This window comes from Xanthomonas sp. 3793, assembly GCF_024806835.1.
In the GTDB taxonomy this organism is placed as follows: domain Bacteria; phylum Pseudomonadota; class Gammaproteobacteria; order Xanthomonadales; family Xanthomonadaceae; genus Xanthomonas; species Xanthomonas arboricola_F.
This window is the reverse complement of record NZ_JANTYU010000009.1, coordinates 30,955-54,341: the sequence shown is the minus strand read 5'-3', so window position 1 is coordinate 54,341 and position 23,387 is coordinate 30,955. Positions and strand designations below refer to the sequence as shown.

17 protein-coding genes are annotated in these 23,387 nt (G+C 64.6%); 9 read left to right on the top strand and 8 right to left on the bottom strand.

From position 1 onward, the window contains the following. Positions 1-182: 182 nt before the first annotated feature. Both FHY18_RS21710 and FHY18_RS21705 read right to left on the bottom strand, forming a co-directional pair. The gene (locus FHY18_RS21710) at positions 183-3,215 is read right to left on the bottom strand and encodes a TonB-dependent receptor (protein ID WP_259159979.1); all 3,033 of its coding nucleotides are present in this window, start codon (positions 3,213-3,215) and stop codon (positions 183-185) included. A 166-nt stretch (positions 3,216-3,381) separates the two neighbouring features. Then, positions 3,382-4,434 carry a LacI family DNA-binding transcriptional regulator gene (locus tag FHY18_RS21705; protein WP_259159978.1) on the bottom strand — a complete coding sequence of 351 codons (1,053 nt, stop codon included), beginning with the start codon at positions 4,432-4,434 and terminating at the stop codon, positions 3,382-3,384. 405 nt (positions 4,435-4,839) lie between these two features. Here FHY18_RS21705 and FHY18_RS21700 point away from each other — a divergent pair, with 405 nt between their 5' ends. The 3 genes from FHY18_RS21700 to FHY18_RS21690 all read left to right on the top strand — a co-directional run bounded on the left by FHY18_RS21700 (position 4,840) and on the right by FHY18_RS21690 (position 10,054). After that, positions 4,840-5,814: a hypothetical protein gene (locus FHY18_RS21700; protein ID WP_259159977.1), complete on the top strand. Its 975-nt coding sequence runs from the start codon at positions 4,840-4,842 to the stop codon at positions 5,812-5,814. Then, on the top strand, positions 5,814-8,483 hold the full coding sequence (plsB, locus tag FHY18_RS21695; RefSeq protein WP_259159976.1) for a glycerol-3-phosphate 1-O-acyltransferase PlsB: 2,670 nt from the start codon (positions 5,814-5,816) through the stop codon (positions 8,481-8,483). Before FHY18_RS21700 ends, plsB begins: the two co-directional genes overlap by 1 nt. A gap of 590 nt (positions 8,484-9,073) precedes the next feature. Next, positions 9,074-10,054, top strand: a complete 981-nt coding sequence (locus FHY18_RS21690) for a zinc-binding dehydrogenase (protein WP_259159974.1) — start codon at positions 9,074-9,076, stop codon at positions 10,052-10,054. Between the two features lie 407 nt (positions 10,055-10,461). On the opposite strand, the gene FHY18_RS21685 is transcribed toward FHY18_RS21690, so the two are convergent. After that, the gene (locus tag FHY18_RS21685; RefSeq protein ID WP_167393935.1) at positions 10,462-10,665 is read right to left on the bottom strand and encodes a YdcH family protein; all 204 of its coding nucleotides are present in this window, start codon (positions 10,663-10,665) and stop codon (positions 10,462-10,464) included. Positions 10,666-10,820: 155 nt separating this feature from the next. On the opposite strand from FHY18_RS21685, the gene FHY18_RS21680 reads away from it, so the two are divergent. Together FHY18_RS21680 and FHY18_RS21675 are read left to right on the top strand one after the other, a co-directional pair. Beyond that, a complete protein-coding gene (locus FHY18_RS21680; protein WP_259159971.1) occupies positions 10,821-11,393 on the top strand; it encodes a hypothetical protein in 573 nt (190 codons plus the stop codon). 157 nt (positions 11,394-11,550) lie between these two features. Next, a complete protein-coding gene (locus tag FHY18_RS21675) occupies positions 11,551-11,979 on the top strand; it encodes a hypothetical protein (RefSeq protein ID WP_259159970.1) in 429 nt (142 codons plus the stop codon). 65 nt (positions 11,980-12,044) lie between these two features. Here the strand turns inward: FHY18_RS21675 and FHY18_RS21670 are convergent, their stop codons facing one another. Continuing rightward, positions 12,045-12,299 (bottom strand): hypothetical protein, encoded by a 255-nt coding sequence (locus FHY18_RS21670; protein WP_259159967.1) that lies wholly within the window; start codon positions 12,297-12,299, stop codon positions 12,045-12,047. A gap of 524 nt (positions 12,300-12,823) precedes the next feature. Between FHY18_RS21670 and FHY18_RS21665 the strand changes: the two genes are divergently transcribed. Then, positions 12,824-13,177, top strand: a complete 354-nt coding sequence (locus FHY18_RS21665; RefSeq protein ID WP_259160026.1) for a ribonuclease E inhibitor RraB — start codon at positions 12,824-12,826, stop codon at positions 13,175-13,177. An 83-nt stretch (positions 13,178-13,260) separates the two neighbouring features. Here the strand turns inward: FHY18_RS21665 and FHY18_RS21660 are convergent, their stop codons facing one another. Further along, positions 13,261-13,794 carry a lipocalin family protein gene (locus tag FHY18_RS21660; RefSeq protein WP_259159965.1) on the bottom strand — a complete coding sequence of 178 codons (534 nt, stop codon included), beginning with the start codon at positions 13,792-13,794 and terminating at the stop codon, positions 13,261-13,263. 253 nt (positions 13,795-14,047) lie between these two features. Here FHY18_RS21660 and FHY18_RS21655 point away from each other — a divergent pair, with 253 nt between their 5' ends. Continuing rightward, positions 14,048-14,698, top strand: coding sequence for a DUF6058 family natural product biosynthesis protein (locus tag FHY18_RS21655; RefSeq protein ID WP_259159962.1), 651 nt, complete (start codon positions 14,048-14,050; stop codon positions 14,696-14,698). Between the two features lie 182 nt (positions 14,699-14,880). Here the strand turns inward: FHY18_RS21655 and FHY18_RS21650 are convergent, their stop codons facing one another. The 3 genes from FHY18_RS21650 to FHY18_RS21640 form a co-directional block, all read right to left on the bottom strand. Further along, complete coding sequence (locus FHY18_RS21650; RefSeq protein ID WP_259159960.1) at positions 14,881-15,915, bottom strand: glycoside hydrolase family 43 protein; 1,035 nt, start codon at positions 15,913-15,915, stop codon at positions 14,881-14,883. 34 nt (positions 15,916-15,949) lie between these two features. After that, the gene (locus FHY18_RS21645) at positions 15,950-17,437 is read right to left on the bottom strand and encodes an MFS transporter (protein WP_259159958.1); all 1,488 of its coding nucleotides are present in this window, start codon (positions 17,435-17,437) and stop codon (positions 15,950-15,952) included. Between the two features lie 241 nt (positions 17,438-17,678). Then, positions 17,679-20,618 carry a TonB-dependent receptor gene (locus tag FHY18_RS21640; RefSeq protein ID WP_259159957.1) on the bottom strand — a complete coding sequence of 980 codons (2,940 nt, stop codon included), beginning with the start codon at positions 20,616-20,618 and terminating at the stop codon, positions 17,679-17,681. A gap of 443 nt (positions 20,619-21,061) precedes the next feature. On the opposite strand from FHY18_RS21640, the gene FHY18_RS21635 reads away from it, so the two are divergent. Together FHY18_RS21635 and FHY18_RS21630 are read left to right on the top strand one after the other, a co-directional pair. After that, positions 21,062-22,378, top strand: coding sequence for an MFS transporter (locus tag FHY18_RS21635; protein ID WP_259159956.1), 1,317 nt, complete (start codon positions 21,062-21,064; stop codon positions 22,376-22,378). A 9-nt stretch (positions 22,379-22,387) separates the two neighbouring features. Continuing rightward, positions 22,388-23,380: an endo-1,4-beta-xylanase gene (locus tag FHY18_RS21630; protein WP_259159954.1), complete on the top strand. Its 993-nt coding sequence runs from the start codon at positions 22,388-22,390 to the stop codon at positions 23,378-23,380. Positions 23,381-23,387 lie beyond the last annotated feature (7 nt).

Here is a 23,387-nt window from a genome sequence, read left to right as displayed (position 1 = left end):
CAAGAACCACAAACCAGCAAGCGTTGCAGCACGCGCAGCGCGTCATTGCTCGCGCTGCACGGCATGCACCGCAACGGACCGTAAGCGTTACCAGTCCAGAGCGGCGCGATCTTCGTGCGGGGGAAGAAGGAAGTGTGCGAAACCTGCGGTCTGCAACAGTCGTGGCAGACCGCAGGGCCGGCTTACCAGATGATGCGGGCGCTCAAAAACAGGGTGCGCGGCGGAGTGGAGATCGCGCCGTACTGGTTGATGCTCACGCGCGGGTTGTACACGCCGGCATCGCCCCAGTCGATGGAGTACTGATCGTAGTTGCGGAAGTTCAGCGCATTGATCAGATCGCCGCGCACCTGCACGGTGAGTGCGTCGGTGACATGCATGTCCTTGGACAAGGACAGATCCAGCTGGCGCGTGCCGAAGATGTCGCCACCGGCGATGAACTTGCCGCCCGGCGCATCCACCGAGACGATGCGGATGTTGTCCGATGGCGGGCCGCCATACAGGTCGTACGACACCGCCTCGTTGCGCGGCGCCACCGTGGCCAGGGTCAGCTTGGCCGAGGCACTGATGCCCCAGAACAGGTCGTAGATCCCGGTCAACACCAGCCGGTGGCGCGGCACCGAGTTCAGATCCAGGAACGGGTAATTGGCGATGGTCGCGGCATCGAAGCCGTACTGATCGTCGTTGCCGCGATTGCCGCGTGCGCGCGAGAACGTGTACGCCGCGGTCAGGCCCCAGCCGCTTTCCTTGGTGTAGGCCTTGTCGGTGGACAACAGCAACTGCGCGGTCTTGGTTTCGACACCGTTGTTGCCGATGATCAGGTTGCCGAAGCCCGCCGGTGACTGGGTCCACGGTTGCGCACCGGCCTGGAAGAAATCGCCGTTGGGATAGCGATTACCCAGCGTGAGGATCAAACCATCCTTGCTGTGGATGTAGGACACCGTGGCCGAATTGCTCCACTCGCCCACACGGGTACGCAGGCCAAGCGAATACTGGTCCGAATACGGCGTCTTCAGATCGTTGTTGAGCAGGTCGATCTCGCCGTTGCGCACACGTGCATCGACCAGGCCGCCCAGGCTGTCCGGATTGCTGACAAAGGACGGGTTGAAGTTGGTGCAGGTGCCGGCCGCCGGGGTGCAACCGGAGGATTCGACAAAGCGGATGGTGTACTGCGACAGCGCAGACTTGACCTGCTCCAGGCCCATGATGTCGAACAGGTTGCGGTCGTAGCTGCGCCCGGCGCCACCGAACAGCACCAGCGATTCGTCGCCACGGAAGTCGTAGGAAAAGCCCAGGCGCGGCGCGAAGTTGTTGTTGTCCTGTTTGCGATTACGGCCGTTGCTGATGTAGTCGTTGACGTTCACTCCACCCTTGGCCAGTTGCTCGGCATAGGTGGCGCTGACCGCCGGGTCGGTACCGGGGCCGTTCAGTGCGGCGACCACTTCCGGCGGGGTCACGTTGTCCAGGTAGGATGGAATCTTCTCGCCATCCCAGCGTACGCCGATGTTCAACTGCAGCTTGTCGTTGACGTCCCAATCGTCCTGGATGTACAGGCCAAGCTGCTTGCTGGTGGTGGTGACCGACGGCGCGGCGCCGGCAAACGGCAGGTTGAAGCGCACCTGGTAGGGAATGGGCGCGGTGCCTGCGCCATCGCCCACCGCGTAGTAGAACGACGGGTTGGCCGCCGAATTCTCGCTCTGGGTCAGCTCCACTTCCTTGTACTTCACGCCCATCTTGATGACGTGGCTGCCATGCCACTCGATGTTGTTGAAGGTCAGATCGTTCTGGAAGCTCGGGCCTTTCTGCCCCTTGCGCTGGATCGCCAGGCCGCTGGTGGCGTCGTCGTTGATCAGCACATCGTCTTCGGCAATGCCGCGCGTGTACACGGTCTGGCTGCCGATGGTGTAGGCGGTGGGGTTGAACAGCACGTCTTCGTACGACACGCGCGCTTCGTTGACGTAGTTCTCGCCGAAATGCTGCCAGCGCAGGTCGTAGCGCTCTTCGGTATTGAGGTTGATCTTGGCGGCGATGGCGGTATTGCGATCGCCCACGCTGTCGCGGCTTTCTTCGTCGCGGTACTTGGCGGTGAGCTCCAGGCGGTCGTTGTCGCCGATGTCCCAATCGATCTTGCCGAAGTACAGGTCTTCGTTGAAGGGACGGGTGACCGAGCCCAGGCGGCTTTGCACGCCGGCCGGCAAGTCGTCGCGCAGGCTGCTGAAGTTATCGGGCACCGACACCGGATTGGCCGACACCTCGAACCCCTTGCCTTCGTAGCTGAGGAAGAAGTGCGCCTTGTCCTTGACGATCGGCCCGCTGAAGGCCATGCCGTACTCGTCCTGGTGGGTCTGGCGCTTGTTGCCGTCGGCGTTGGGCGCACCGGCGCGCTCGTCGGCCTGGCGCGCACGGAAATCGGTATTGGTGGTGCGCCCGAAGATCTCGCCGTGGAATTCGTTGCCGCCGGACTTGGTGGACGCCACGATCGCCGCCGATCCCACCTGGTCGAACTCGGCCTTGTAGTTGGAGGTGATGACCTTGTACTCGCCGATCGCCAGCTGCGGGAACGGGTTGCCCGCGCTCTGCTGCTGGCCGGACACGCCACCGAACAGGTAGCTCTTCTGGCCCACACCATCGATATAGACGTTGACCGCCGAGCTGGCCTGCGCGCCGCCACGGATGCGGCTGTTGCCATTGGCATCGGTCTCGAACTGCATGCCCGGCACGGTGTCGGCAAACTCCAGGAAGTTGCGCGTCAGCTGCGGCACCGTGTTGATCTGCTTCAACGAAATATTGGTGCCCACCTCGGAGGTCTTGACCTCCTGCAGCGTGGTGGCGGTGACCTGCACCGCATCCAGCGTGGTGGCGTCGCCTGCCGGAGCCGTCGCTTCGCCGCCGCCGCCCAGATCCAGGCTGACCGACGAGGCCACCGACAGGGTCACGGTCTTCTCGGTGCCGGGGCCGGCTTCCACCTTGTAGGTGCCCGGCGGCAGGCCCACCAGCGCATAGGTACCGTCCGCACCGGTGGTCACCCGTCGCACTGCGCCGCTGGCGACGTTGGTCGCGGTCACGGTGGTGCCTGCCTGGGATGTGGCGACCTGTCCGCGCAAGGTGGCATTGCTGGACTGGGCCATCGCCGGGGCGGCGGACAACAACGAAGCGGCGAGGGCGCAGCACAACAGGCTGCGTGCCGGCAGGGTGGACACGGTGCGGTAGGTCTTCATGACTTTCCCCCTCCCAGGGGTCAGGCGCGTACCGGCAAAGTGGTCGGCGTGGCGCGGGTAGTGCGTTGTTTCAAGGACTGCAGGACGGCAACAGGCAAACGACAGGTGTTATAAAAAACATAAGAAACCGCAAAGAATTCGTGAAGATGCGACGTGGCGCATGTGTCTAGCCTCCAGCCGCGCTACGCGGGGCACTGGACGCACGCACGATCAGCTCGGGCACCATTTCCGAAAACGCCGGCGGTGCGGCATCGGCGGGTGGCGCGGGTGCGTCCACCAGCTGCTGGCCCAGCAGCAGGCGCAGCGCACGCGCGCCCAGCCCGGCGATGTCCACGCGCATGGTGGTCAGCGCTGGCAGCACGTAACGCGCCATCGGCACATCGTCGAAGCCGGCCAGCGCGATGTCGTGCGGCACCTTCAGCCCGGCATGGCCGAGCGCGAACAGGCAGCCCAGCGCCATCATGTCGTTGGCGGCGAACACCGCGTCCGGGCGCGCATCCTGCGCCAGCACCTGGCCGGCGCGGTAGCCGGATTCCTCGTCGAAGTTGCCAGGCAGCACCCACGGCTGCGCGTCGGCATCCACCGCCAGCTCGTCGCGATAGCCGCGCAGGCGCTCGTGCGCGTCGAAGTTGTCGTCCGGGCCGGCGATGAAGGCGATGCGGCGGTGGCCGCTGTCGCGCAGATGGCGGGTCATCACCCGCGCCCCGCCGTAGTTGTCGACATTGAGCACCGGGCGCTGGCTGGCGCTGCCGGCGCAGTTGAGCAGCACCGCCGGCAGGCCGCCGGGCAATGCGTCCTCATGCACGCCCGAATCGCCCAGCGACGGCGACATCACCACCACGCCATCCACGCGCCCGGGCAGGCGTTCGAGTGCGCGGCGCTGCGCCTGCGGGTCGCCGTGCGAACTGGACACCAGCAAGTGGTAGCCCTGGTCGCGCGCCACCTGGTCGATGCCGCGGATCAATTCGGAAAAGAACTCGCCATGCAGGTCCGGCAACACCACGCCGATGGTGTGGGTGCGACGGCTGCTCAGGCTGCGCGCAGCGTGATGGGGGATGTAGTTCAGCGCCCGTGCCACCTGCAGCACGCGTTCGCGCACCGATTCGGCCACGTGCTGATGCCCGTTCATGGTGCGCGACACCGTGGCCACCGAGACCTGCGCCTCGCGCGCGACATCCTTGATGGTGACGCTGCCGCCTTCCGAACGTGGCCGACTCATGGCGCTTTCTCCAAGGCAAGGCGGTGGCGACCGCACGCCAGTACAGGGCGCACGGTCTGCTGGCGCAGAACGTTCGTGTCGCACAGGCTCATGAATGTCATCGGCCCCATCCGATGGCGACCTCGAAGCGAGATGGCGCGCACGCTAGCAGGAACTGCAAGCGCTTACATGATGCGCCGCACCATTGCGTCAAACAGAGCTGGGACAAGGGTTGCGACCTGATTGGTGGACAAAGTTGTCCGAATAAGACAACAGCAGCCAATGTCGGACACCGGCTGACATCGCACGGGAACTACGAAAAAGTAACATCTTTGCACCATACCGTGACGCACGGTGGCGCCACGCCTTGCCGCCGGTGCATTCAGACAGCAAGATGCGCCGATCGATCAGGGGAACATCGTGCGCATGTCGCCATTTACCGTCCGCGCAGGCCGGTGTCAGTCCATCGCATGGGTGTTGCTTGCTGCGCTGTGCGTCGGCGGCTGCCAGCGCAACGACGCTGCCGCTCCCTTGCCCGGTGCCGACGCCGAACCGGCCGCCGCGATGCAGTCGATGACCCTGCCGCTGCGGCGCAACGACCTGGTCGCCTATGCGCGGATCCGGGTGACGCCGGCGCAATACACCCAGTTGGAAGCGGCCTGGCGCAGCGGTGCCAGCCGCTGGCCGCTGACCGAGCTGCCGCTGCCCAACGAGGTCGGTGCGCTGCTGGGGTCGTTGTCGGCGCCCGATGCCGAGCGTCGTCTGCAGCAGGCCTTCGACGCGCAGCTGGCCGGGCAATCGCGCGGCATCGCCCAGGCGGCGCAGTCGCTGGGTCAGTTCGGCGTGCAGTACCTGCGCAGCCGCAACGATTACCAGCCCGAGCAGCGCGCCCATTACGTGCAGTTGGTCGACGCGCTGAGCGCCTGGGCGGCCACCGCGCCGCTGGCTGATCGCGCGCGCGCCAAGGCCAGCATCGCCGACCTGGTGGCTGCGGCCCGCGCCACCGGCATCACCTCCGACGCCGACCTGCAACGGCTGGGCATGGAAGACAGCCTGCGCCGGCTCGGGCCGTTCTGGGCGGCGTGCAAAAAGGTGCTGGAGCGCTACGACCTGTCGATCGACACCAGCCTGGACGCGCTGCGCACCGGGTTGATCAAGCAGGACGGCGATAGCGCCCAGGTGCGGCTGCGCTATCCGCTGGCCGCACACGCCATCGACCTGACCGTGGCGCTGATCAAGCGCGATGGGCACTGGTACCAGCAGCAGACCCAGAACGAGATACAGGCGCTGCTCGACGCCATGCCGGCCCCGCCCCTACCCGGTGCCGCGGCAGCTCCTGATACGGCACTGGCACCGCCTGCACCGGCCACGGACGCCGGGCAGCGCCCGGCTGGGCGATAATGACCGCGATGCCAGAACAGAATCCCCTGCCGTTCCCGGACGGCCAGCCCGCCCCGCCCAGCGCTGCCGCCGCCGATCTCGGCGCCACGGCCGCCGCCTTGCCGACCGCCACACCGGTTCCGCCGGAGGTTGCGCCGTCGATCGCGCCTGCCGTCGCTGCCGCCCGCAACGCCAAGCGCCCGTGGTGGGCGCGCCTGCTCGGCCGGCTGGCCGACCCCTGGCTGAGCCTGACCATCGAACCGGACCAACCGAGCCGCTACGACGACGGCACGCCGGTGGTCTATGTGCTGGAGGACTACGGCCTGTCCAGCGCGCTGATCCTGGACAAGGCCTGCCGCGAAGCCGGGCTGCCCTCGCCGCTGGTGCCGCTGCCGGGCGACCCGCTGCAGCGCAAGCGCGCCTACCTGGCGCTGTCGCGGCGCAGCAGCAGCAATTCGCTGATCCCCGAACAGCGGGGCGGCAAGACCCACTCCGATTCGCTGGCCAAGTTGCTGCAGGCGCATCGCGTGCGTGCCGACCTGGACGTGCACCTGGTGCCGGTGTCGATCTTCGTCGGCCGCGCGCCGGACAAACAGAGCGGCTGGTTTGCGGTGCTGTTCTCGGAAAACTGGGCGCTGGTCGGCCGCTTCCGTCGCCTGCTGGCGGTGCTGCTCAATGGCCGCACCACCATCGTGCGTTTCGCGCCGCCGATCTCGCTGCGCCAGACCATGGCCGAAGGCCTGCCGCCCGAGCGCACCCTGCGCAAGCTGCAGCGCGTGCTGCGCACGCATTTCCGCCGTATCCGCGAGGCGGTGATCGGGCCGGACCTGTCCACCCGCCGCTTGCTGGTGGACCAGGTGCTGGCTGCCGATTCGGTACGCGAAGCTATCGCCACCCAGGCCAAGCGCGACAACTCCAAGCCGGTCGATGCCTGGCGCAAGGCGCATGCCTATGCGTGGGAAATCGCCGCCGACTATTCCAGCCCGGTGGTGCGCTCGGCCAGCTTCCTGCTCACTCATGTGTGGAACCGCATCTACGCCGGCGTGCTGGTGCATCACCTGGACAAGCTCAAGCAGGCCGCGCCCGGGCACGAAGTGGTCTACGTGCCCAGCCACCGCAGCCACATGGACTACCTGCTGCTGAGCTACCTGCTGTACGAACGCGGCATCGTGCCGCCGCACATCGTGGCCGGCATCAACCTCAACCTGCCGGTGGTCGGCACGCTGCTGCGCAAGGGCGGCGCGTTCTTCATCCGCCGCTCGATCAAGGGCAATGCGCTGTATTCGGCGGTGCTGAGCGAATACGTCGCCCAGCTGGTGGCCGGCGGTTACTCGATCGAATACTTCGTCGAAGGCGGGCGCTCGCGCACCGGGCGTCTGCTGCAGCCCAAGGGCGGCATGATCGCGATGACGCTGCGCGCCTACCTGCGCCAGCCGCGCAAGCCGGTGCTGTTCCAGCCGGTCTACATCGGCTACGAGAAGCTGATGGAAGGCAACAGCTACCTGGACGAGCTCACCGGCCGGCCGAAGGAAAAGGAATCCATCTGGGGCCTGCTGTGGTCGATCCCCAAGGTGCTCAAGCAGAACTACGGCCAGGTGGTGGTGAACTTCGGCGAGCCGATCGCGCTCAACGATGTGCTGGCCAAGCACGCCCCGGATTGGGATGGCGAGCCGCTGCCGGAGGACGCCAAGCCCAGCTGGCTGGCACCGGCGGTGGACACCTTGTCCACCCAGATCCAGACCCGCATCAACTGCGCTGCCGACGTCAATCCGATCAACCTGCTGGCGCTGGCGCTGCTGTCCACGCCCAAGCACGCGATGGGCGAGGCCGATCTGATTGCGCAGATCGAGCTGTGCAAGAAACTGCTGGCGGAAATGCCGTACTCGGACCGCGTCACCGTGACTCCGCATACCCCGGCACGCATCATCACCCACGCCGAAGAGATCAACGTGCTCACGCGCGTGTCGCACCCGCTGGGCGATGTGCTCAGCGTCAGCGGCGACACCGCAGTGTTGCTGAGCTACTTCCGCAACAACGTGCTGCACTTGTTCACCGCCTCCTCGTGGGTGGCGTGCTGTTTCCAGAACAACCGCCGCATGAGCCGCGCCGGTCTGATCCGGCTGGGGCGCACGGTGTATCCGTTCCTGCAGGCCGAGCTGTTCCTGCCATGGAGCGAAGACCGTTTTGCCGAGCGCATCGAACAGACCATCGATATGTTCGTGCGCGAAGGCCTGCTGCTCAATGTCACCGACGACGACGGCGGCATCCTGACCCGCAATACCGGGCAGACCGATGAGGTGTTCCGTCTGCGCGCCATCGGCCACTCGCTGCAGCAGGCATTCGAGCGCTATTACATCGCCATCTCGGTGCTGGTGAAGAACGGCCCCGGCGTGCTCGGTGCCGGCGAACTGGAAAGCCTGTGCCAGCAGGCGGCGCAACGCCTGAGCCTGTTGTACGCCCCGGCCGCCCCCGAGTTCTTCGACAAGACCCTGTTCCGCAGCTTCATCCAGAAACTGCGCGAGCTGCGCCTGGTGTGGCCGGACGAGAACAGCAAGCTGCTGTTCGACGAACGCCTGGACGCCTGGGCCAAGGACGCCAAGTTCATCCTCGGCCGCGAACTGCGCCACACCATCGAGCGGGTCAGTCCCGAAGCGGTCAAGCCGGGTGTCGTGCTGCCACCGGCCGAGTAAGGCGGCGGTACGATAGCGGAGCCGTAGCAGGGCAGAGCGGTGCCCCTGTGCGGACGCCGCTCCCTTCCTCTCTCCGGGAGAAGACGCCCGAAGGGCGGATGAGGGCCGGCCAGCAAGCGATGTGATGCTGCCACCGGCTGAATAAAGTGGCGATGCAATGGTGGGAGCAGCAAGGCAAAGAGGCGCTCCCCATGCCGACGACGACGTTTCCTTCTCCCTCCGGGAGAAGGCGCCCGAAGGGCGGATGAGGGCCAGCCAGCAAGCAATGTGATGCTGCCGCCGGCTGAATAAAGTCGCGATGCAATGGTGGGAGCAGCAGGGCAAAGCGGCGCTCCCCACGCCGACGACGATGTTTCCCTTCTCCCTTCCGGGAGAAGGTGCCCGAAGGGCGGATGAGGGTCGGCCAGCACGCAGTCACCGGGCGTTGCACAAAACCAACTCACCCCTGGCGTCGTCCATTGACCCCAACGACTTCACATAACAGTTCCGTCCGTTTCATCCGCCTCTTGCAGCCCTGCCGATAGCATCGCGTCACCTTTCATCACGATCGGGGGCGTTGTACGACAGGCGTGCCCGGCAGGAGATTTCTCATGCGCGCAGCCATCCACACCCAATTCGGCGATCCCGCCAAGGTGCTCGAACTCGGCCAACGGCCCGTGCCGCAACCCGGCAAGGGACAGGTGCGCATCGCGATGCGTCGCTCGCCCATCCACAACCACGACCTGTGGACGGTGCGCGGCAACTACGGCTACAAGCCCGAGCTACCGGCGATCGGCGGCAGCGAAGCGGCTGGCGTGATCGACGCACTCGGCGAAGGCGTTGAAGGCCTGCAGACAGGCCAACGCGTCGTCGCCGCCGGCGTGCACGAAAGCTGGGCGGAGTACTTCCTGGCTGATGCCGCCGGCGTGGTGCCGCTGCCCGACGCGCTTGATGACGACCGTGGTTGCCAGCTGATCGCCATGCCGCTGAGCGCGCTGATGCTGATCGAATTCCTGCGCGTGGAAAAGGGCGACTGGATCGTGCAGAACACCGCCAACGGCGCGGTCGGCAAGACCGTGGCCATGCTCGCCGCCGCACGCGGCATCAACGTGATCAACCTGGTGCGCCGCGATGCCGGCGTGGACGAGTTGCAGGCGCTGGGTATTGGCAACGCAGTCTCCACCGCGCAGGACGGCTGGCAGGACACCGCGCGCGCGCTGGCCGGCGACGCACCCATCGTGCGCGCGATCGATTCGGTCGCCGGCAGCGCGGCCGGCGACCTGATGGGGCTGCTGGCCGAAGGCGGCGAGCTGGTTTCGTTCGGCTCGATGACTGGCGAGCCGCTGCAGATTTCCAGCGGCGATGTGATCTTCAAGCAGGCCAGCGTGCGCGGCTTTTGGGGCAGCAAGGTCATGGCCGCCACCAAGCCAGAAGACAAGCGCCGCATGATCGGCGAACTGCTCAAGGCTGCCGTCGATGGCAGCCTGGCCTTGCCGGTGGAGGCGGTGTTCGACCTGGAAGACGCCGCCAAGGCTGCTGCCGCGAGCGACGAACCCGGGCGCCGCGGCAAGATCCTGCTGCGCGCAGGCTGAGCGCTGCACGCAGGAATCTGATTGTCTCGCCTTGGCGCTTCCTTCTCCCGCTTGCGGGGGGGAGGTGCCCGAAGGGCGCATGCGGGCAACGCAGCGACAGTTGGTCAACGTCTGCGGACTGGCGGTCAGGCGGTTACGTGCGCGCAACGCCACGTCAAGGCCAAGCTTGCTCAACCAGCCATGACACGCCGCGTCCCCCATCGCGAATCACATGTTGCGCATTCGCACCCCTTCAGCCAATCTGCTGACAGGCACCGTAGGAGCGCGCCTGAGCGCGACGGGCCTTCTGGGGGAGCGCCTCATCGCGCCCAGGTGCGCTCCTACGCAGGGGAGTTGGCCCCAAGAGCGGGCAGACGCAGCGATCAGCGCGCGGGTGTCGACAGGCGAACCCAACTGCAGGCATGGCCTCACGCCGGCTCGTCAGGCACCAGCTCCATCTCCAGCCGCGTGATGCAGTCCTTGAGATGCAACTTGCGCTTCTTCAAGCGCTTCATCTGCAGTTCGTCCTCCACGTTTGCGGGCACGCGCTGGATCTCCTCGTCCAACGCGCGATGGGCGCGTCGCAACTCAGCGATCTGCTCGGCGATCTCGGCGGGTGAGAGGGTTTCCACGCCCCGAGCATACACAACCCCGGGCGACACGCGTCACCTGCGCTTGCCAAGTGGCCGCCGGCTGCGACAATGTCCGGGCGCCGACGGGGACACGGCGGCGCACCCGATCCCATCATTGCCGCGCGGCCCCGGCCGTCGAGAAAGGAGTCTTTACGATGCGTTTGCGTTCTTCCCTGCTGGCCCTGAGCCTGCTCACCGCCGTCAACCTGGCCTCGGCCGCCGATGTGGCCAAGTACGACGGCTTTCTGTGCTGCAACCTGCGCACCGACGGCAGCTGGATCAGCGACAGCAACTACGCCGAAGACGGCAAGCGCGTGCTTCCGGTGGGCACCCCGGTCAGCGTCACCGGCTTCGGCCGCAACCGCGTCAACCTCAAGATCGCCGGCGAAAAGCAGTCCATCGGCAACGACTACAGCCGCGATCTGGACAACACCGCCTTCGCCGCCCGCTACGTGGTGACCGCCGACCCCAAGCTCAAGCTGGCCACCTTCCCGCCCAAGATTCGCCAGGCGATCAACGATGGCAAGCTCACCGGCGGCATGACCCGCGAGCAGGTGCTGATGGCAGTCGGCTACCCGATCAGCAGCGAGAACCCCAACCTGGAAGCGTCGCTGTGGCGCTACTGGCGCGACAGCTTTTCCGAGTACCAGGTGCAGTTCGGCCCCAGCGGCAAGCTGGTCAAGGTCACCGCCGACCCGCAGTTGATGAATCTGGTTTGGGTGCCGTAACAATCACTGGCGGAGCGGATAGATGCCTCCGCCTCTTGGCTTTTGCTGAGACGGTCAAATTATCAAGTTAATCCGCTCTTTTTTAGCTCTATCGTTGGGTGGCTATAAAGCCCAGGTCTCATGAATTTATTTGGTCCTGCGGTATGTAAAGAAATTCGTGCTTGAAAATATTTTACGATCCTGGCCGGAAGCGCTTTCATCATGGCAGGTCCGCTCAAACAGCGAGGTTTTCTTGATTAGTAATAAAATAATTTTTTCAGCTATTATTTTTTGTTGTCTGTCTGGTTGCGCAACTGGATCGGTGAGGATGATAGGCGTAGCTAACAACTATAAGAGCGGCAGCTGCGAAGTGACGGTCTATCAAACAAAGAGTCAGGCCATAGAGGGTGGGCTGAAAAGAGAAGTGTGCGTTGTCGAAGGAAGTAGTGCATTTAGCTTCAACCACAGCATCGAAGGCGCCATCAAGAACAACATCAAGAAAGTCTGCCAGTGTGGGGTCAGTCGCGCCTACGTTGAATCAGGCCACACCGAATCTCAGATGGGCGTCAAGGGTGTGTCTTATATAAATTTGATTGGTTTCGAATAATCGAAGGCGTGGCTGCAACTGCGGGCTGGGCACCTTGGGGTGCCAGCCCCCCGATCTTGCCGCCGCTACTGCGTCAAGTTAGGTCCTAGAAAATCATCGGGCGTCAGCGTCTGGTTCAACACGTTTTCCAACTGCTCAGCCAACAGATCAAAGCAGAATGCAAGTGCATTCAGGCTCACGTGCGGCTCATTGAAATGACTCTCGATGGTTGCACTTGGCTGCGCCAGCGTCGCCAGGAAGCGCAAATGATCGCGCGTTTGCAGCAACCGAAGCTGCGCGTTTTCCGGCAACAGGTAATACCCGAACAGAGACTGCTCCATGCTCACTCCTCCGGAACAGGCTCCCGCCGCACGATGCGGCGGGATGCCGGGAGGTTAGCAACCGCAGATAGCCGGCGGGCTTATTTCCCTTGCGGGTGTTGTATTCGCCGCCCTCCCGACGTGGAAACGCCGAGCATGCGCCCAAACATCAGGCACAAAAAACCACCGCTTGACGGGGGTGGCACCGCTATCTGTGGAGTTGCTACGCTCCGTGAAGGAGTGTGCTACCGATGCATGGAGGAGTCAAGGTGCAGGCCTGGAGTCTTCGCGCCCTTTCGGTTATCAATGCCGTGTCGCAGAGATGTAGGTATTAACATGCAGACATTTCAGCTCAGGGGAATACTTAGGCGACTCGAATGCGCCTGCTGATGAAGCGGAAAATGGTGTGATCGCCAGAAATATAGTGAGCTCGAAGGGCATTCTGACACCATTTGATTTCATGCACGCAGTTAATGACAGGCCCCACACAAGCCGGGCGCTAGGATTCCTCCTCGGTAAATTGGTCAAAAAAAATGAAGCTTCCCATGCAACGAAATCCGGATCTGTATCCTAACGACGATAACGGCGACACCCTCTGGCACATTGCCCAGCAAGGAGTGGATCTATCGAAGCCGCGCGAGATCGCGTTCTCCGTGGTCTTCCCCACGAAGGAGTCGGCACTGGAATTTTCGGTGATGCTGCTGCGCTTCGAGCAGAAGGTGCGTTGCTGCCATTACCCGGACAACACGGCGTTTCCGATGGACGTGACGGTGTATCCGACCATGGTGCCGTCGCACAAGGCGATTTCGGCCTTAGAGGAAGAGCTGGCCGTGGAGGCCAAGCCCTTGGGTGGCTTGAATGACGGCTGGGAGTTTTCTGTGGATGACAAGGACACCTGACGCCGCCAGTGTGCGAGAGCTGGCGATGCAGTCACTGCATCGCTGAGCTCGTTGCACCCTTGCCGTGTCACCGCGTCACCGCGTCACCGCTGCGACTGCGGGACGCGGCGCAGCTGCGACACGTCGTAGCCCATGGCGGCGATACGTTGGACGGCCTGCTGATAGTCGGCCTCGGAGACCTGCGGCGTGCGCGCCATATACCAGACGTAATCGCGCTTGCTGCGTGCCACGATGGTCTGCGAATAGTCTGCATCCCGCCAGGCGATCACGTATTCGGCCTTGAATGGCCAGAAGAATTGCATGCTCCACAGCGCGCCATTGCCCTCCTTCGCCACCTGGCCGATCGGATGCATGGACTTGAGCGGCGCCTCGAAACTTCCCTTGCGGAAGGTGAAGGTGGTCTGGATGCGGCCATCCGGTCGCAACGCATAGCGCTCCACGGCATCGTAGGCCTTGCGCTCCGGCCGGGTAGGAATGTGCGCGATGACGTACCAGTCGCCCATGAAACGTGGCACGTCAACGGTGTCTGCGCGCGGCAGGGCAGCGCGTGGGTCGCTTGCGCTGGCACTCCCGTAGACCGCAAGCGTCAGTAACAACAGCATCGAACGATGTCGCATGGCAACCTCCATCAAAAGAGCACATACATAGGCCTACGTAACTGCAATGCGCTTGGATGCGGCCCCATGCGATGTAGTTCCGGCCCAGGTGCAAGCTGGCCCTCGGTGCCAGTGACATGACGGTACCGTGCGAGAAGTCGTGGCAGCGTTTGGTCGTCGTCTGTCCAGCTCTCGCGAACAGAGGCCGATCTTGTGCCTGCCTGCGTACCGGTGTGATAGCGTCTCGCACCTCTACAAACACGGGTGATTGTCCATGCAGCAGTCGGTGACGCTGGCAAACTATCTGCAAACGCACTTCGTCGACAAGCCAACGTTCGCATCGCTTGCCGGCATCACGGTCGATCGGCTCGATGCGCTTCTGGAAGCGGATGCCATACCAAAACCGACGTATACGTGCGACGGACATTCCATCCGTTCGGCGGCGTTTGGAGTCACACACATCGACGAGCGCCTTGTGGGCGACTACTTCCGTCCCGAATGCAGGAAATGGGTGGACATCGCCGACCGAGCCGCAAAGGGGGACGCGCGTGATGCCGTGCTTGCGGCATTGGGTCGGGAATTGGAGACAGGGCTGCGCGCGCACATCGAGGACACGGATGCCATCGAAAAAAGGATCCAGGGGTTCATCCCCTATTTTCTTGATGGGACCTTTGGCCTGTGCGTGGCAGATCCTTCCCTCGGCATGGAGATCGCCAGGAAGGAAATGCTTCAGGAACGGCTGACATCGCTGACCGAGGCCGGCAGTAATCCCGCGTCGGAGGAGATTGGCAGGGAAGCACTCTTGCAGCTCATCGATGCCTACGCAGACTCGGCAATGCCGTTCTCCCCGGTCGAGTACGCGCGTAGCAGCAGAAAGCGCCTTGTGGACGATCTGCGTCCCTTGGTGGCCATGCGCGAGGCGTGAGGCGTGCGCGATGGAGACAAGGCCTGAGTGGCTGGCTGCACAAAGCATGCAATGCAGTATCGACGCGCTACAGCACGCTCCCCGGAGGACCGCCAGTCAGCGGCAACGAGCGGGCCATGGCTCACTTGCCTTGGCGCCAGCCAATGACTAGCGTCTGCAACTGACCGCACAGCGGCGACCATTCACCAGGGCGACACAGCCGCTTCCCCGTACGGGTAGATCGTCGCGATCTTGCCGTCGGCATCGTGCTGCAACGGTGCCATCTTGATGCTGCGCAGATGCGTCTGCCCGCCCGACAAGACAGCGTCGTGATAGAACAGATACCACTGGTCTTCGAACGCACAGATGGAGTGATGCGTGGTCCAGCCAATCACCGGTGCGAGCAGCACGCCTTGGTAGGCGAACGGTCCATATGGGGAATCGCTGGTGGCGTAGCAGATCAGGTGGGTGTCGCCGGTGGAATACGACAGGTAGTAGCGGCCCGCATGGCGATGCACCCAGGGGCCTTCGAAGAAGCGCCGGGCGTGGTCGCCGGCGCGGAGCGGGGTGCCGTGTTCGTCGAGGATGACGATCTCGCGGGTGGGTTCTGCCAGTTGCGTCATGTCCTCGCGCAGGCGCGCCACGCGCGGGCCGAGTGCGGGTGCGTCGTCGGCGGGTTCCTGATGGGTCTGCGCGTAGACGTTGTCGCGGTAGTGCTGCAGCTGGCCGCCCCAGATGCCGCCGAAGTACAGGTAATGCGCACCGTCGTCGTCGGCGAAGACGGCCGGGTCGATCGAATAGGTGCCGGCGATGGGCTCGGGTTCGGCGACGAACGGGCCGTGCGGGCCATCGCCGACCGCCACGCCGATCTGGAAGATGCCGTCGGCCCGCTTCGCGGGAAAATACAGGTAGGTCTTGCCGTCGCGCTGTGCGGCATCCGGTGCCCACATCTGCCGCTGTGCCCAGGGGACGTCGCGTACGTGCAGCACTTGTCCCAGGTCTTCCACCGGCGCGTTCGGATGCGCCATGCGCAGCACGTGGTAGTCGGCCATGTCGAAATGCGAGCCGTCGTCGCTGAAGGCAACGCCGGCATCGATGTCGTGCGAGGGGTAGAGGTACAACGCGCCGTCGAATACGTGTGCGGAAGGATCGGCGGTGTAGAGATGGGTGACCAGCGGTGCGGAAATGGCGGTGCGCGCCAGCGCCTGCAGTGCAGCGGTGTGCAGTTCATCGGACATGCGCGTACCTGTGCATGAAGTGGAGGGGAGGGCGTCAGTGAGTAGCTGGCGTTGCGGTCTGTCGGCGGGCACCCAGCTCGTGTTCGATGCGGGTTTCCAGCGTCTTGTCGATCTCGTACAGCGCCAGCAGTGCGGTGCCGAGCAGAAACGGAATGGACGCATACACGCTGATGGCCAGGCGAATGCCGCTCGTCACTGCATCGCTTTGCAGCGGTAGCGCGGCGTCGTAGCCATAGAACGCCAGAATGCCGGCGACCAATGCGCCGCCGACGCTCAGGCCGATCTTCAGGCCGCACAACATCGCCGAGAAAATGATCGCGGTGGCGCGGCGGTGGTTCTTCCACTCGGAGTAGTCCGCCACGTCGGCGATCATCGCCCACAGCAGCGGGATGGTGATGCCGTAGAAGAAGCCGTGCAGCACGTAGGAGGCGAACACCCAGCCGATCGCCGTCGGCGGGTAGACGTAGAACGCCAGCAGAAACACGGTGGAGATCAGCAGCGCGCCACCGAACACGTTGCGCTTGCCGTAGCGATCGGCCAGGCGCTTGGAAAAACCGATACCCACGATCATCGCCAGAATGCCGCCGGCACTGAACACGCTGAAGGCCGAGGTCGGCGCGTCCTGCGGCCATTGCAGCGCGCTCATGCCGGCGCCGGTGAGCACGTTGTTGATTGCAGCGATGAAGCGGTTGAAACCGGCATTGTCGAGGAACAGCGTCAATGCGTTCGCGTCGAGGTAGTACTTGAAGTAGTAGATGTACATCCCGCCCTTCATGGCGAGATTGATGAAGACCAGGATGGTCAACGCCAGCATCACCAGCCAGGGTTTGTTGCGGACCAGGTCGGTGAGGTCCTGGCGCACGCTGGTGCGTTGTTCGGCGATCGGCAGCACGCGCTCGCGCGTGGTGAAAAAGGTGATCAAAAAGCACAGCGTGCCGACGGCGGCAAACAGCGCCATGGTGTTGCGAAAGCCCTGCGCCTTGTCGCCATTGCCCAGGATCAGTACCAGCGGCAGCAGCAGCACCTGAATCACGAACTGCGCCATTGTCACCGCCAGAAAGCGATATGCCGACAGGCTGTTGCGCTGCTCCATGCTGCCGGTGAGCACGCCGCTCAATGCCGAATAGGGCAGGTTGTTGGCCACGTACACCAGCATCAGCAGCGTGTAGGTGGCGAAGGCGTAGGCGATCTTGCCCTGCTCGCCGAGCGTGGGCGTATTGAACGCGGCCAGCGACAACGCACCGAACGGCACTGCCGTCCACAGGATCCACGGCCGGAACTTGCCCCAGCGCGTGCGGGTGCGGTCGGCCAGGATGCCGATGATGGGCGTGAACACGAACGCGCCGAGCATGCCCACCACGAAGATCAACGTGGCGGCCACACCCGCCGGGATGCGGAACACATCGGTATAGAAGAACGCCAGGAAGGTGACCAGCGTCTGGAAGATCAGATTGGCCGCCAGGTCGCCCAGGCTGTAGCCGATCTTTTCGCGCAAGGAGAGCTGCTGTGACCGATCGTTCATGAGGTGGGGCGGTCTCGTCGAATGCTGCGGGAAACGCCGCAGTGCGCGCGATGCCGCCGACCGCGATCGGTCCGGATCGCGGCAGCGGGCATGGCGCCTGAAGTGTCCGGCAAAACCGCGTGCGCCGTCGCCAGGGAGGCGCACGCGGCATGCGGTGCGCGTGCCATGCGGCAAGACCCTGCGCTCCGCGCAGATCGGCCACACCCGCCGGGTCCCTGCGCTGGCGTGTCGATGACCACGCTCAGAACGTACCGCGAATGCCGAGCATGACCGTGCGCCCGGGCTCGTACAGGTCGTAGGTGGCGTTGGGCCACGCATAGGTGGTGCGCAGCGGCTCGTCGGTGATGTTGGTGACGTTGAGGGTGAGTTGCGGTTTGGACGGCAGCCAGTCCAGTGCGTAGCTGGCCGACAGATCCAGCTGGCCACGCGCATCGGCGTTGAGGCGTGCATACGGGATGCCGTTCTGGTTGGCGCCGGAGATCACCATGTCGTCGTTCCAGGTGTAGGACAGGCGCACCGATGCAGCGTTCTTTTCCCAGTACACGGTGCCGTTCCACAGGTTGGGTGCGACGCCGACGGCCACCGCCGGCACGCCTTCGCCTTCGGACGACTGATTGACATGGGTGTAGTTGACGCTGAAGCCCATGCCGTCGATGAGCCTGTCCAGCGGCTGCACCCAGATCGCCTCGGTGCCGCGGATGTTGAGTACGCCATCGGCGTTGACCTGGGTCTGCACGTCCACGGTGGCCGCATTCGGGCCGCCGCGCTGATCCAGGCCGGCCTGCTGGATCGGCAGCAGGCTTTCGTACGGCACGCCCAGGTCGTTGAAGGGAATGCGCCGCACACCGTTGACGGTGAAGCCGCTGATGCGCTTGTTGAACAGCGTCAGGCCCACATAGCCTTCGCCGCCGGTGTACCACTCGCCGCCGAAATCCACGTTGGTGGACAGATATGGCGCCAGGTTCGGGTTGCCCTGGGTTGCGGTCTGCGCGGAGGGGTCGCTGAAGTTGGTGTTGGGCAGCATTGCGCTGGGATCGGGGCGGGTGAGCGTACGCGAGCTGGACAGGCGCAGCACCACGTTGTCGGCCACGTCCCAGGCGGCGTTGAACGAGGGCAGGGTTTCCTTGTAGTCCGAATCCAGCACCTGGATGCGGCGGATGCCGTTGATGGTGACCGGGCCGGTGATGGTCTGGTCGGTGGTCACGTAGCGCACGCCTGCGTTGAAGCGCAGCGTACGGTTCCACACTTCGGTTTCGGCGTTGGTTTCGATGTAGAAACCCAGGTTCTTTTCGCGGATGCCGCCGGCCGAGGCGCCGGTGTTGGCGGAGTTGGTTTCCGGGGCGGAATCGCGTAAGGCGTAGTAGTTGGTATCGCCCAGGAAGCGGTTGAAATCGGCGGTGATGAAGCCGTCCGGGCCGGGGCGCAGATAACCGGCCAGGGCCGCATTCGGAATTGCCGAGCCGGGGCCGCCGTTGCAGATGGTGCCGCCGCCGCCGCGGCAGACCACCTGCTCCCAGGCGATGCTGTTGTCGAAACCGCGAATGGTGCGCTCGGCCTGGTCGTAGGCGGCGCCGATCTTGATGTTGCGCTTGTCCTCGCCAAACTGCAGGTCGGCGCGTCCGCCACGCGTTTCGGTCACGCGCTTTTCGTTCTGGATATTGACCCGGCCGCCGCTCCAGCCCCAGCCCAGATTGGGGTCGTTGAGATCCAGCGGGCTGGTGATGCTGGGGCGGTCGCCGCCTTGGTTGCGATAGTCCACGGTGGTGAACGGCGAGGTGACCAGGATGCTGGGCGACTCGCGATCCAGCCAGCTGCGCGTGGCATTGGCCTGCACGTTGAGCTTGATGTCCTGGTCCGCGCCGAACAACAGCTCGGCACCAGGGTTGACGCTCCAGAACTTGACCTCCTCCCGGTACGGGCGCGCTTCCAGGAAGTACTGCGCATTGGCGAAGGTGGCGCTGGTGACCACATTGTTCTGGTCCAGCTGCATGCCCAGCGGGATCATGTTGCCGTTGCGGCCGATCAGATTCATGCTGATCCGCTCGGTGGTGCGCTTGGCTTCCGAATACAGCGTATCCAGGTAAAAATGCATGCTGTCGGACGGGCGCCATTCCAGCGACATCACCGACGCGTCCCGGTCGCGATCGCCATTCATGTAGACGCTGCGGCCCAGGCGCGGAATCAGCGCGTCGCTGATCTGGTCGATGCTCAGCCCCGGGTTGCGCGCCAGCAGCCAGGCTGCATCGATGGTCTCGCCGGTGGTCAGGCCGCTGCCGGCGGTGGCCGGCACGCGGTCGGGAATGCGCCAGTTGCCGCCGCCATTGACGTTGCACGCGGCCGGTTGATTGGTGGCCGGCGTGCCCGCAGGCGGGGTGAGGCCGCACTGCGTATAGGTCAGGCCCGGGTTGGTCCAGCCCACGCTTTCGAAGCCGCGCACGCCCAGCTTGCTGCGCACCGAGGCCACGCCGAACAGTGCGCCGAAGGTGCCTTCCTCGTTGGTCCAGCTACCCATGAAGGCGCCACGCGGAGTGGTCTTTTCGCTGGTGCTGTTCCAGTCGGCCTGCGCCTGATAGGTGAAGTGCACGCCGGGGCGGTCGAACGGCCGCGCGCTGCGCATGTCCACCACACCGGAGACGCCGCCTTCGAGCATGCTGGCGGTAGGCGTCTTGCTCACGGTGAGCTGGGTGAAGAACTCGGTGGGAAACAGGTTCAGGTCGACTTCGCGGTTCTGGTTCTGCGCGTTCAGGCCGATCGAGGCGGTGGCGATGCTGGCGCCGTTGAGCGTGGTCTTGGTGAAGCTGGTGCCCAGGCCTCGGATGGCGATGTTGAGGCCTTCGCCATTGACGTCGCGCGACAGCTGCACGCCGGGGATGCGGTTGAGCGACTCGGCGATGTTCATGTCCGGAAACTTGCCGATGTCTTCGGCAAACACGGTGTCGGCAAAGCCGACCGAGTCGCGCTTGGCGTCGGTGGAAAACTGGATGCTGCGTCGGTAGCCGGAGACGGTGACGGTATCGAGCTGGGTCACGGCATCGTTGTTGCCGGCCGTGGCCGGTGGCGTTTGCGTGGCGCTGTCGGCGTCGGCGTCGGTGGACTGTGCCCAGGCGGCAGTACTGGCCATGCCCAGCAGGATGGACCCCAACGCGCAGGACAACGCGGTTTGTGCGTAGCTGTTCTTCACCGTATTCCCTTCCCTAACAGGTGAGCAGATGTCCCACGCATCGCCCCTGCGCAGGGAGTGCCGCTGCCGATGCGTGGCGCGGCGATGGTGCGGTGGGGAAGAACGGGCGATCAGTGGCGCTGGATGTTAGCGCTACCAAATTCGGAACAGCACGCTGCAGGGCAGCATAGTTGCCGGGGCGTGGCGCATTGGCGTTGTCGTGCGGCCTGACATGCTGACGAACGGTTGCGGCGTGCTGCAGTGCGCGATGGATTTATGCCGACGGCATGGTAATGGTAGCGCTATCACCCGTGGCGCAAGGCCACCTTCGTGCAGGTGCAGTGGTCGATGATCCGAACCGGACAACGTGCAAGCGGGATGCTGCATGCGCCCGCCGATGTTGCGAGCTGCAGCACGTGCCAGCGCGCATGCGTGGCGGTTGCGCGCTTGCAGGGGCTGCGCCCATGAGCGATGTGCCTGCGGCCGACGCTGCCGGCCCGCGCGCGGGCCTGGGGCGGGTGCGTTGGCGTGTCTGCGCGCTGCTGCTGGCTGCGACCACCATCAACTATGTGGACCGCCAGGTGCTCGGCGTGCTGGCGCCGTTCCTGCAGACGCAGATCGGCTGGAACGAAATCCAGTACGGCTACATCGTCACCGCCTTCCAGGCCGCCTACGCGCTGGGGTTGTTGTGCAGCGGTGCGGTGATCGACCGCTTCGGCACGCGCGTCGGCTACGCGCTGGCGATCGGCATCTGGAGCCTGGCGGCGATGGGGCATGCGCTGGCCACCAGTGTGGTGGGCTTTGCGATCGCGCGTTTCTTCCTGGGGCTGGGCGAGTCCGGCAACTTCCCCGCCGCGCTCAAGACGGTGGCGGAGTGGTTCCCGCGTCGCGAGCGCGCACTGGCCACCGGCATCTTCAATTCCGGCTCCAATATCGGTGCCATCGTCGCGCCGTTACTGGTGCCGGTGATCGCCACCGCCTGGGGCTGGCAGGCGGCGTTTCTGTTCACCGGTGTGCTCAGCGCCACCTGGCTGCTGGTGTGGTGGCTCAGCTATCACCCGCCGGAGCAGCAGCCTGGCCTGTCGGCGGCAGAACTGGCGCATATCCGCAGCGATGCGCACGAGCCGGTGCAGCGGCGGCTGTCGTGGTTGCAGGTGCTGCGGCACCGCCAGGCCTGGGCCTTCGTGCTGGGCAAGTTCATCACCGACCCGATCTGGTGGTTCTTCCTGTTCTGGCTGCCCAAGTTCCTGCACGCCGAGTACGGCTTGAGCCTGCTGCAGCTGGGTGCGCCACTGATCGTGATCTTCGTGCTGGCCGATATCGGCAGCATCGCCGGTGGCTGGATGGCGGGGCGGTTCATCGCGCGCGGCTGGAGCGTCAACCGCGCGCGCAAGACCGCGATGCTGCTCTGCGCCGTGTCGGTGGTACCGATCGTGTTCGCCGCACGCGCCGATAATCTTTGGCTGGCGGTGGGCCTGATCGGCTTGGCCACCGCCGCGCACCAGGGCTGGTCGGCCAATCTGTTTACGCTGCCGTCGGACATGTTTCCACGCCATGCGGTGGCCACCGTGGTGGGTATCGGCGGATTTGCCGGCGCGGTGGGCGGCATGTTGATTGCCACCTTCATCGGGTTTTTACTGCAGGCGACCGGCAGCTACGTGCCGGTGTTTCTGATGGCCGGCTCGGCCTATCTGCTGGCATTGGCCGTCGTGCATGCGCTGGTGCCGCAGCTGCAGCCGGCGCAGCTGCCTGCGGCCACCGTAACGCCTCCATCTTCCTGAGGAATCACCATGTACCTGCACATCGCGAGAATCGGACTGTTGCTGGCGGCAAGCATGGCATCGGTTGCGCAGGCCGCGCCCTTGGCCGCGGGCGCGGCCAAGTTTCTGGGCAGCGCCTACAGCCCGCAACAGGCGCAGGGTTTTGCGCAGTACTGGAACAAGCTCACCCCGGAAAATGGCGGCAAGTGGGGCACGGTGGAAGCGGTGCGGGACCAGATGGACTGGCGCACGCTGGATACCGCCTACCGGTTCGCCAAGGCCAACGGCATGCCGTTCCAGATGCATGTGATGGTGTGGGGCAACCAGCAGCCGGAATGGATCAAGTCGCTGCGGCCGGCCGAGCAGCGCCGCGAGATCGAGCAGTGGTTTGCTGCGGTGGCGCAGCGTTACCCGGACATCGACCTGCTGGAAGTGGTCAACGAACCGCTCAACGACCCGCCCAGCAAGGACGACACCGGTGGCGGCAATTATCTGCAGGCGCTCGGCGGCGACGGCGCCAGCGGCTGGGAGTGGGTACTGCAGTCGTTTCGGCTGGCGCGCCAACACTTTCCGCATACCAGGCTGATGATCAACGACTACAGCATCACCAACAACGCGCAGGCCACGCAGAAGTATCTGCAGATCGTGCGGTTGCTGCAGCGCGAGCGGCTGATCGATGCGATCGGGATTCAGGAGCATGCGTTCGAGACCACATCGAATGTGGCGATGTCGGTGCATCGCACCAATCTGGATGCGCTGGCCGCCACCGGCTTGCCGATCTACATCACCGAATTCGACCTCGATGGTCCAAGCGATGCGCAGCAGCTGGCCGATTACCAGCGCGTGTTCCCGATTTTCTGGGAGCACCCCGCGGTGCGCGGCATCACGCTGTGGGGATTCCGCCCCGGCCTGTGGCGCGACAAGGAAGCGGCCTATCTGGTGCGTGGCGACGGTAGCGAGCGCCCGGCGCTGACCTGGTTGCGTGATTACGTTGCCGCCCATCCCGGCACGCCTGCGCCCTGACGCAGGC

What these genes read in the sequence shown, in the direction of transcription:
- FHY18_RS21700 (WP_259159977.1), top strand. Translation starts at nt 4,840, where the DNA reads ATGTCGCCATTTACCGTCCGCGCAGGCCGGTGTCAGTCCATCGCATGG.
- FHY18_RS21670 (WP_259159967.1), bottom strand. Translation starts at nt 12,299, where the DNA reads ATGGAGCAGTCTCTGTTCGGGTATTACCTGTTGCCGGAAAACGCGCAG.
- FHY18_RS21635 (WP_259159956.1), top strand. Translation starts at nt 21,062, where the DNA reads ATGAGCGATGTGCCTGCGGCCGACGCTGCCGGCCCGCGCGCGGGCCTG.
- plsB (WP_259159976.1), top strand. Translation starts at nt 5,814, where the DNA reads ATGACCGCGATGCCAGAACAGAATCCCCTGCCGTTCCCGGACGGCCAG.
- FHY18_RS21690 (WP_259159974.1), top strand. Translation starts at nt 9,074, where the DNA reads ATGCGCGCAGCCATCCACACCCAATTCGGCGATCCCGCCAAGGTGCTC.
- FHY18_RS21650 (WP_259159960.1), bottom strand. Translation starts at nt 15,915, where the DNA reads ATGTCCGATGAACTGCACACCGCTGCACTGCAGGCGCTGGCGCGCACC.
- FHY18_RS21645 (WP_259159958.1), bottom strand. Translation starts at nt 17,437, where the DNA reads ATGAACGATCGGTCACAGCAGCTCTCCTTGCGCGAAAAGATCGGCTAC.
- FHY18_RS21630 (WP_259159954.1), top strand. Translation starts at nt 22,388, where the DNA reads ATGTACCTGCACATCGCGAGAATCGGACTGTTGCTGGCGGCAAGCATG.
- FHY18_RS21710 (WP_259159979.1), bottom strand. Translation starts at nt 3,215, where the DNA reads ATGAAGACCTACCGCACCGTGTCCACCCTGCCGGCACGCAGCCTGTTG.
- FHY18_RS21660 (WP_259159965.1), bottom strand. Translation starts at nt 13,794, where the DNA reads ATGCGACATCGTTCGATGCTGTTGTTACTGACGCTTGCGGTCTACGGG.
- FHY18_RS21665 (WP_259160026.1), top strand. Translation starts at nt 12,824, where the DNA reads ATGCAACGAAATCCGGATCTGTATCCTAACGACGATAACGGCGACACC.
- FHY18_RS21655 (WP_259159962.1), top strand. Translation starts at nt 14,048, where the DNA reads ATGCAGCAGTCGGTGACGCTGGCAAACTATCTGCAAACGCACTTCGTC.
- FHY18_RS21705 (WP_259159978.1), bottom strand. Translation starts at nt 4,434, where the DNA reads ATGAGTCGGCCACGTTCGGAAGGCGGCAGCGTCACCATCAAGGATGTC.
- FHY18_RS21680 (WP_259159971.1), top strand. Translation starts at nt 10,821, where the DNA reads ATGCGTTTGCGTTCTTCCCTGCTGGCCCTGAGCCTGCTCACCGCCGTC.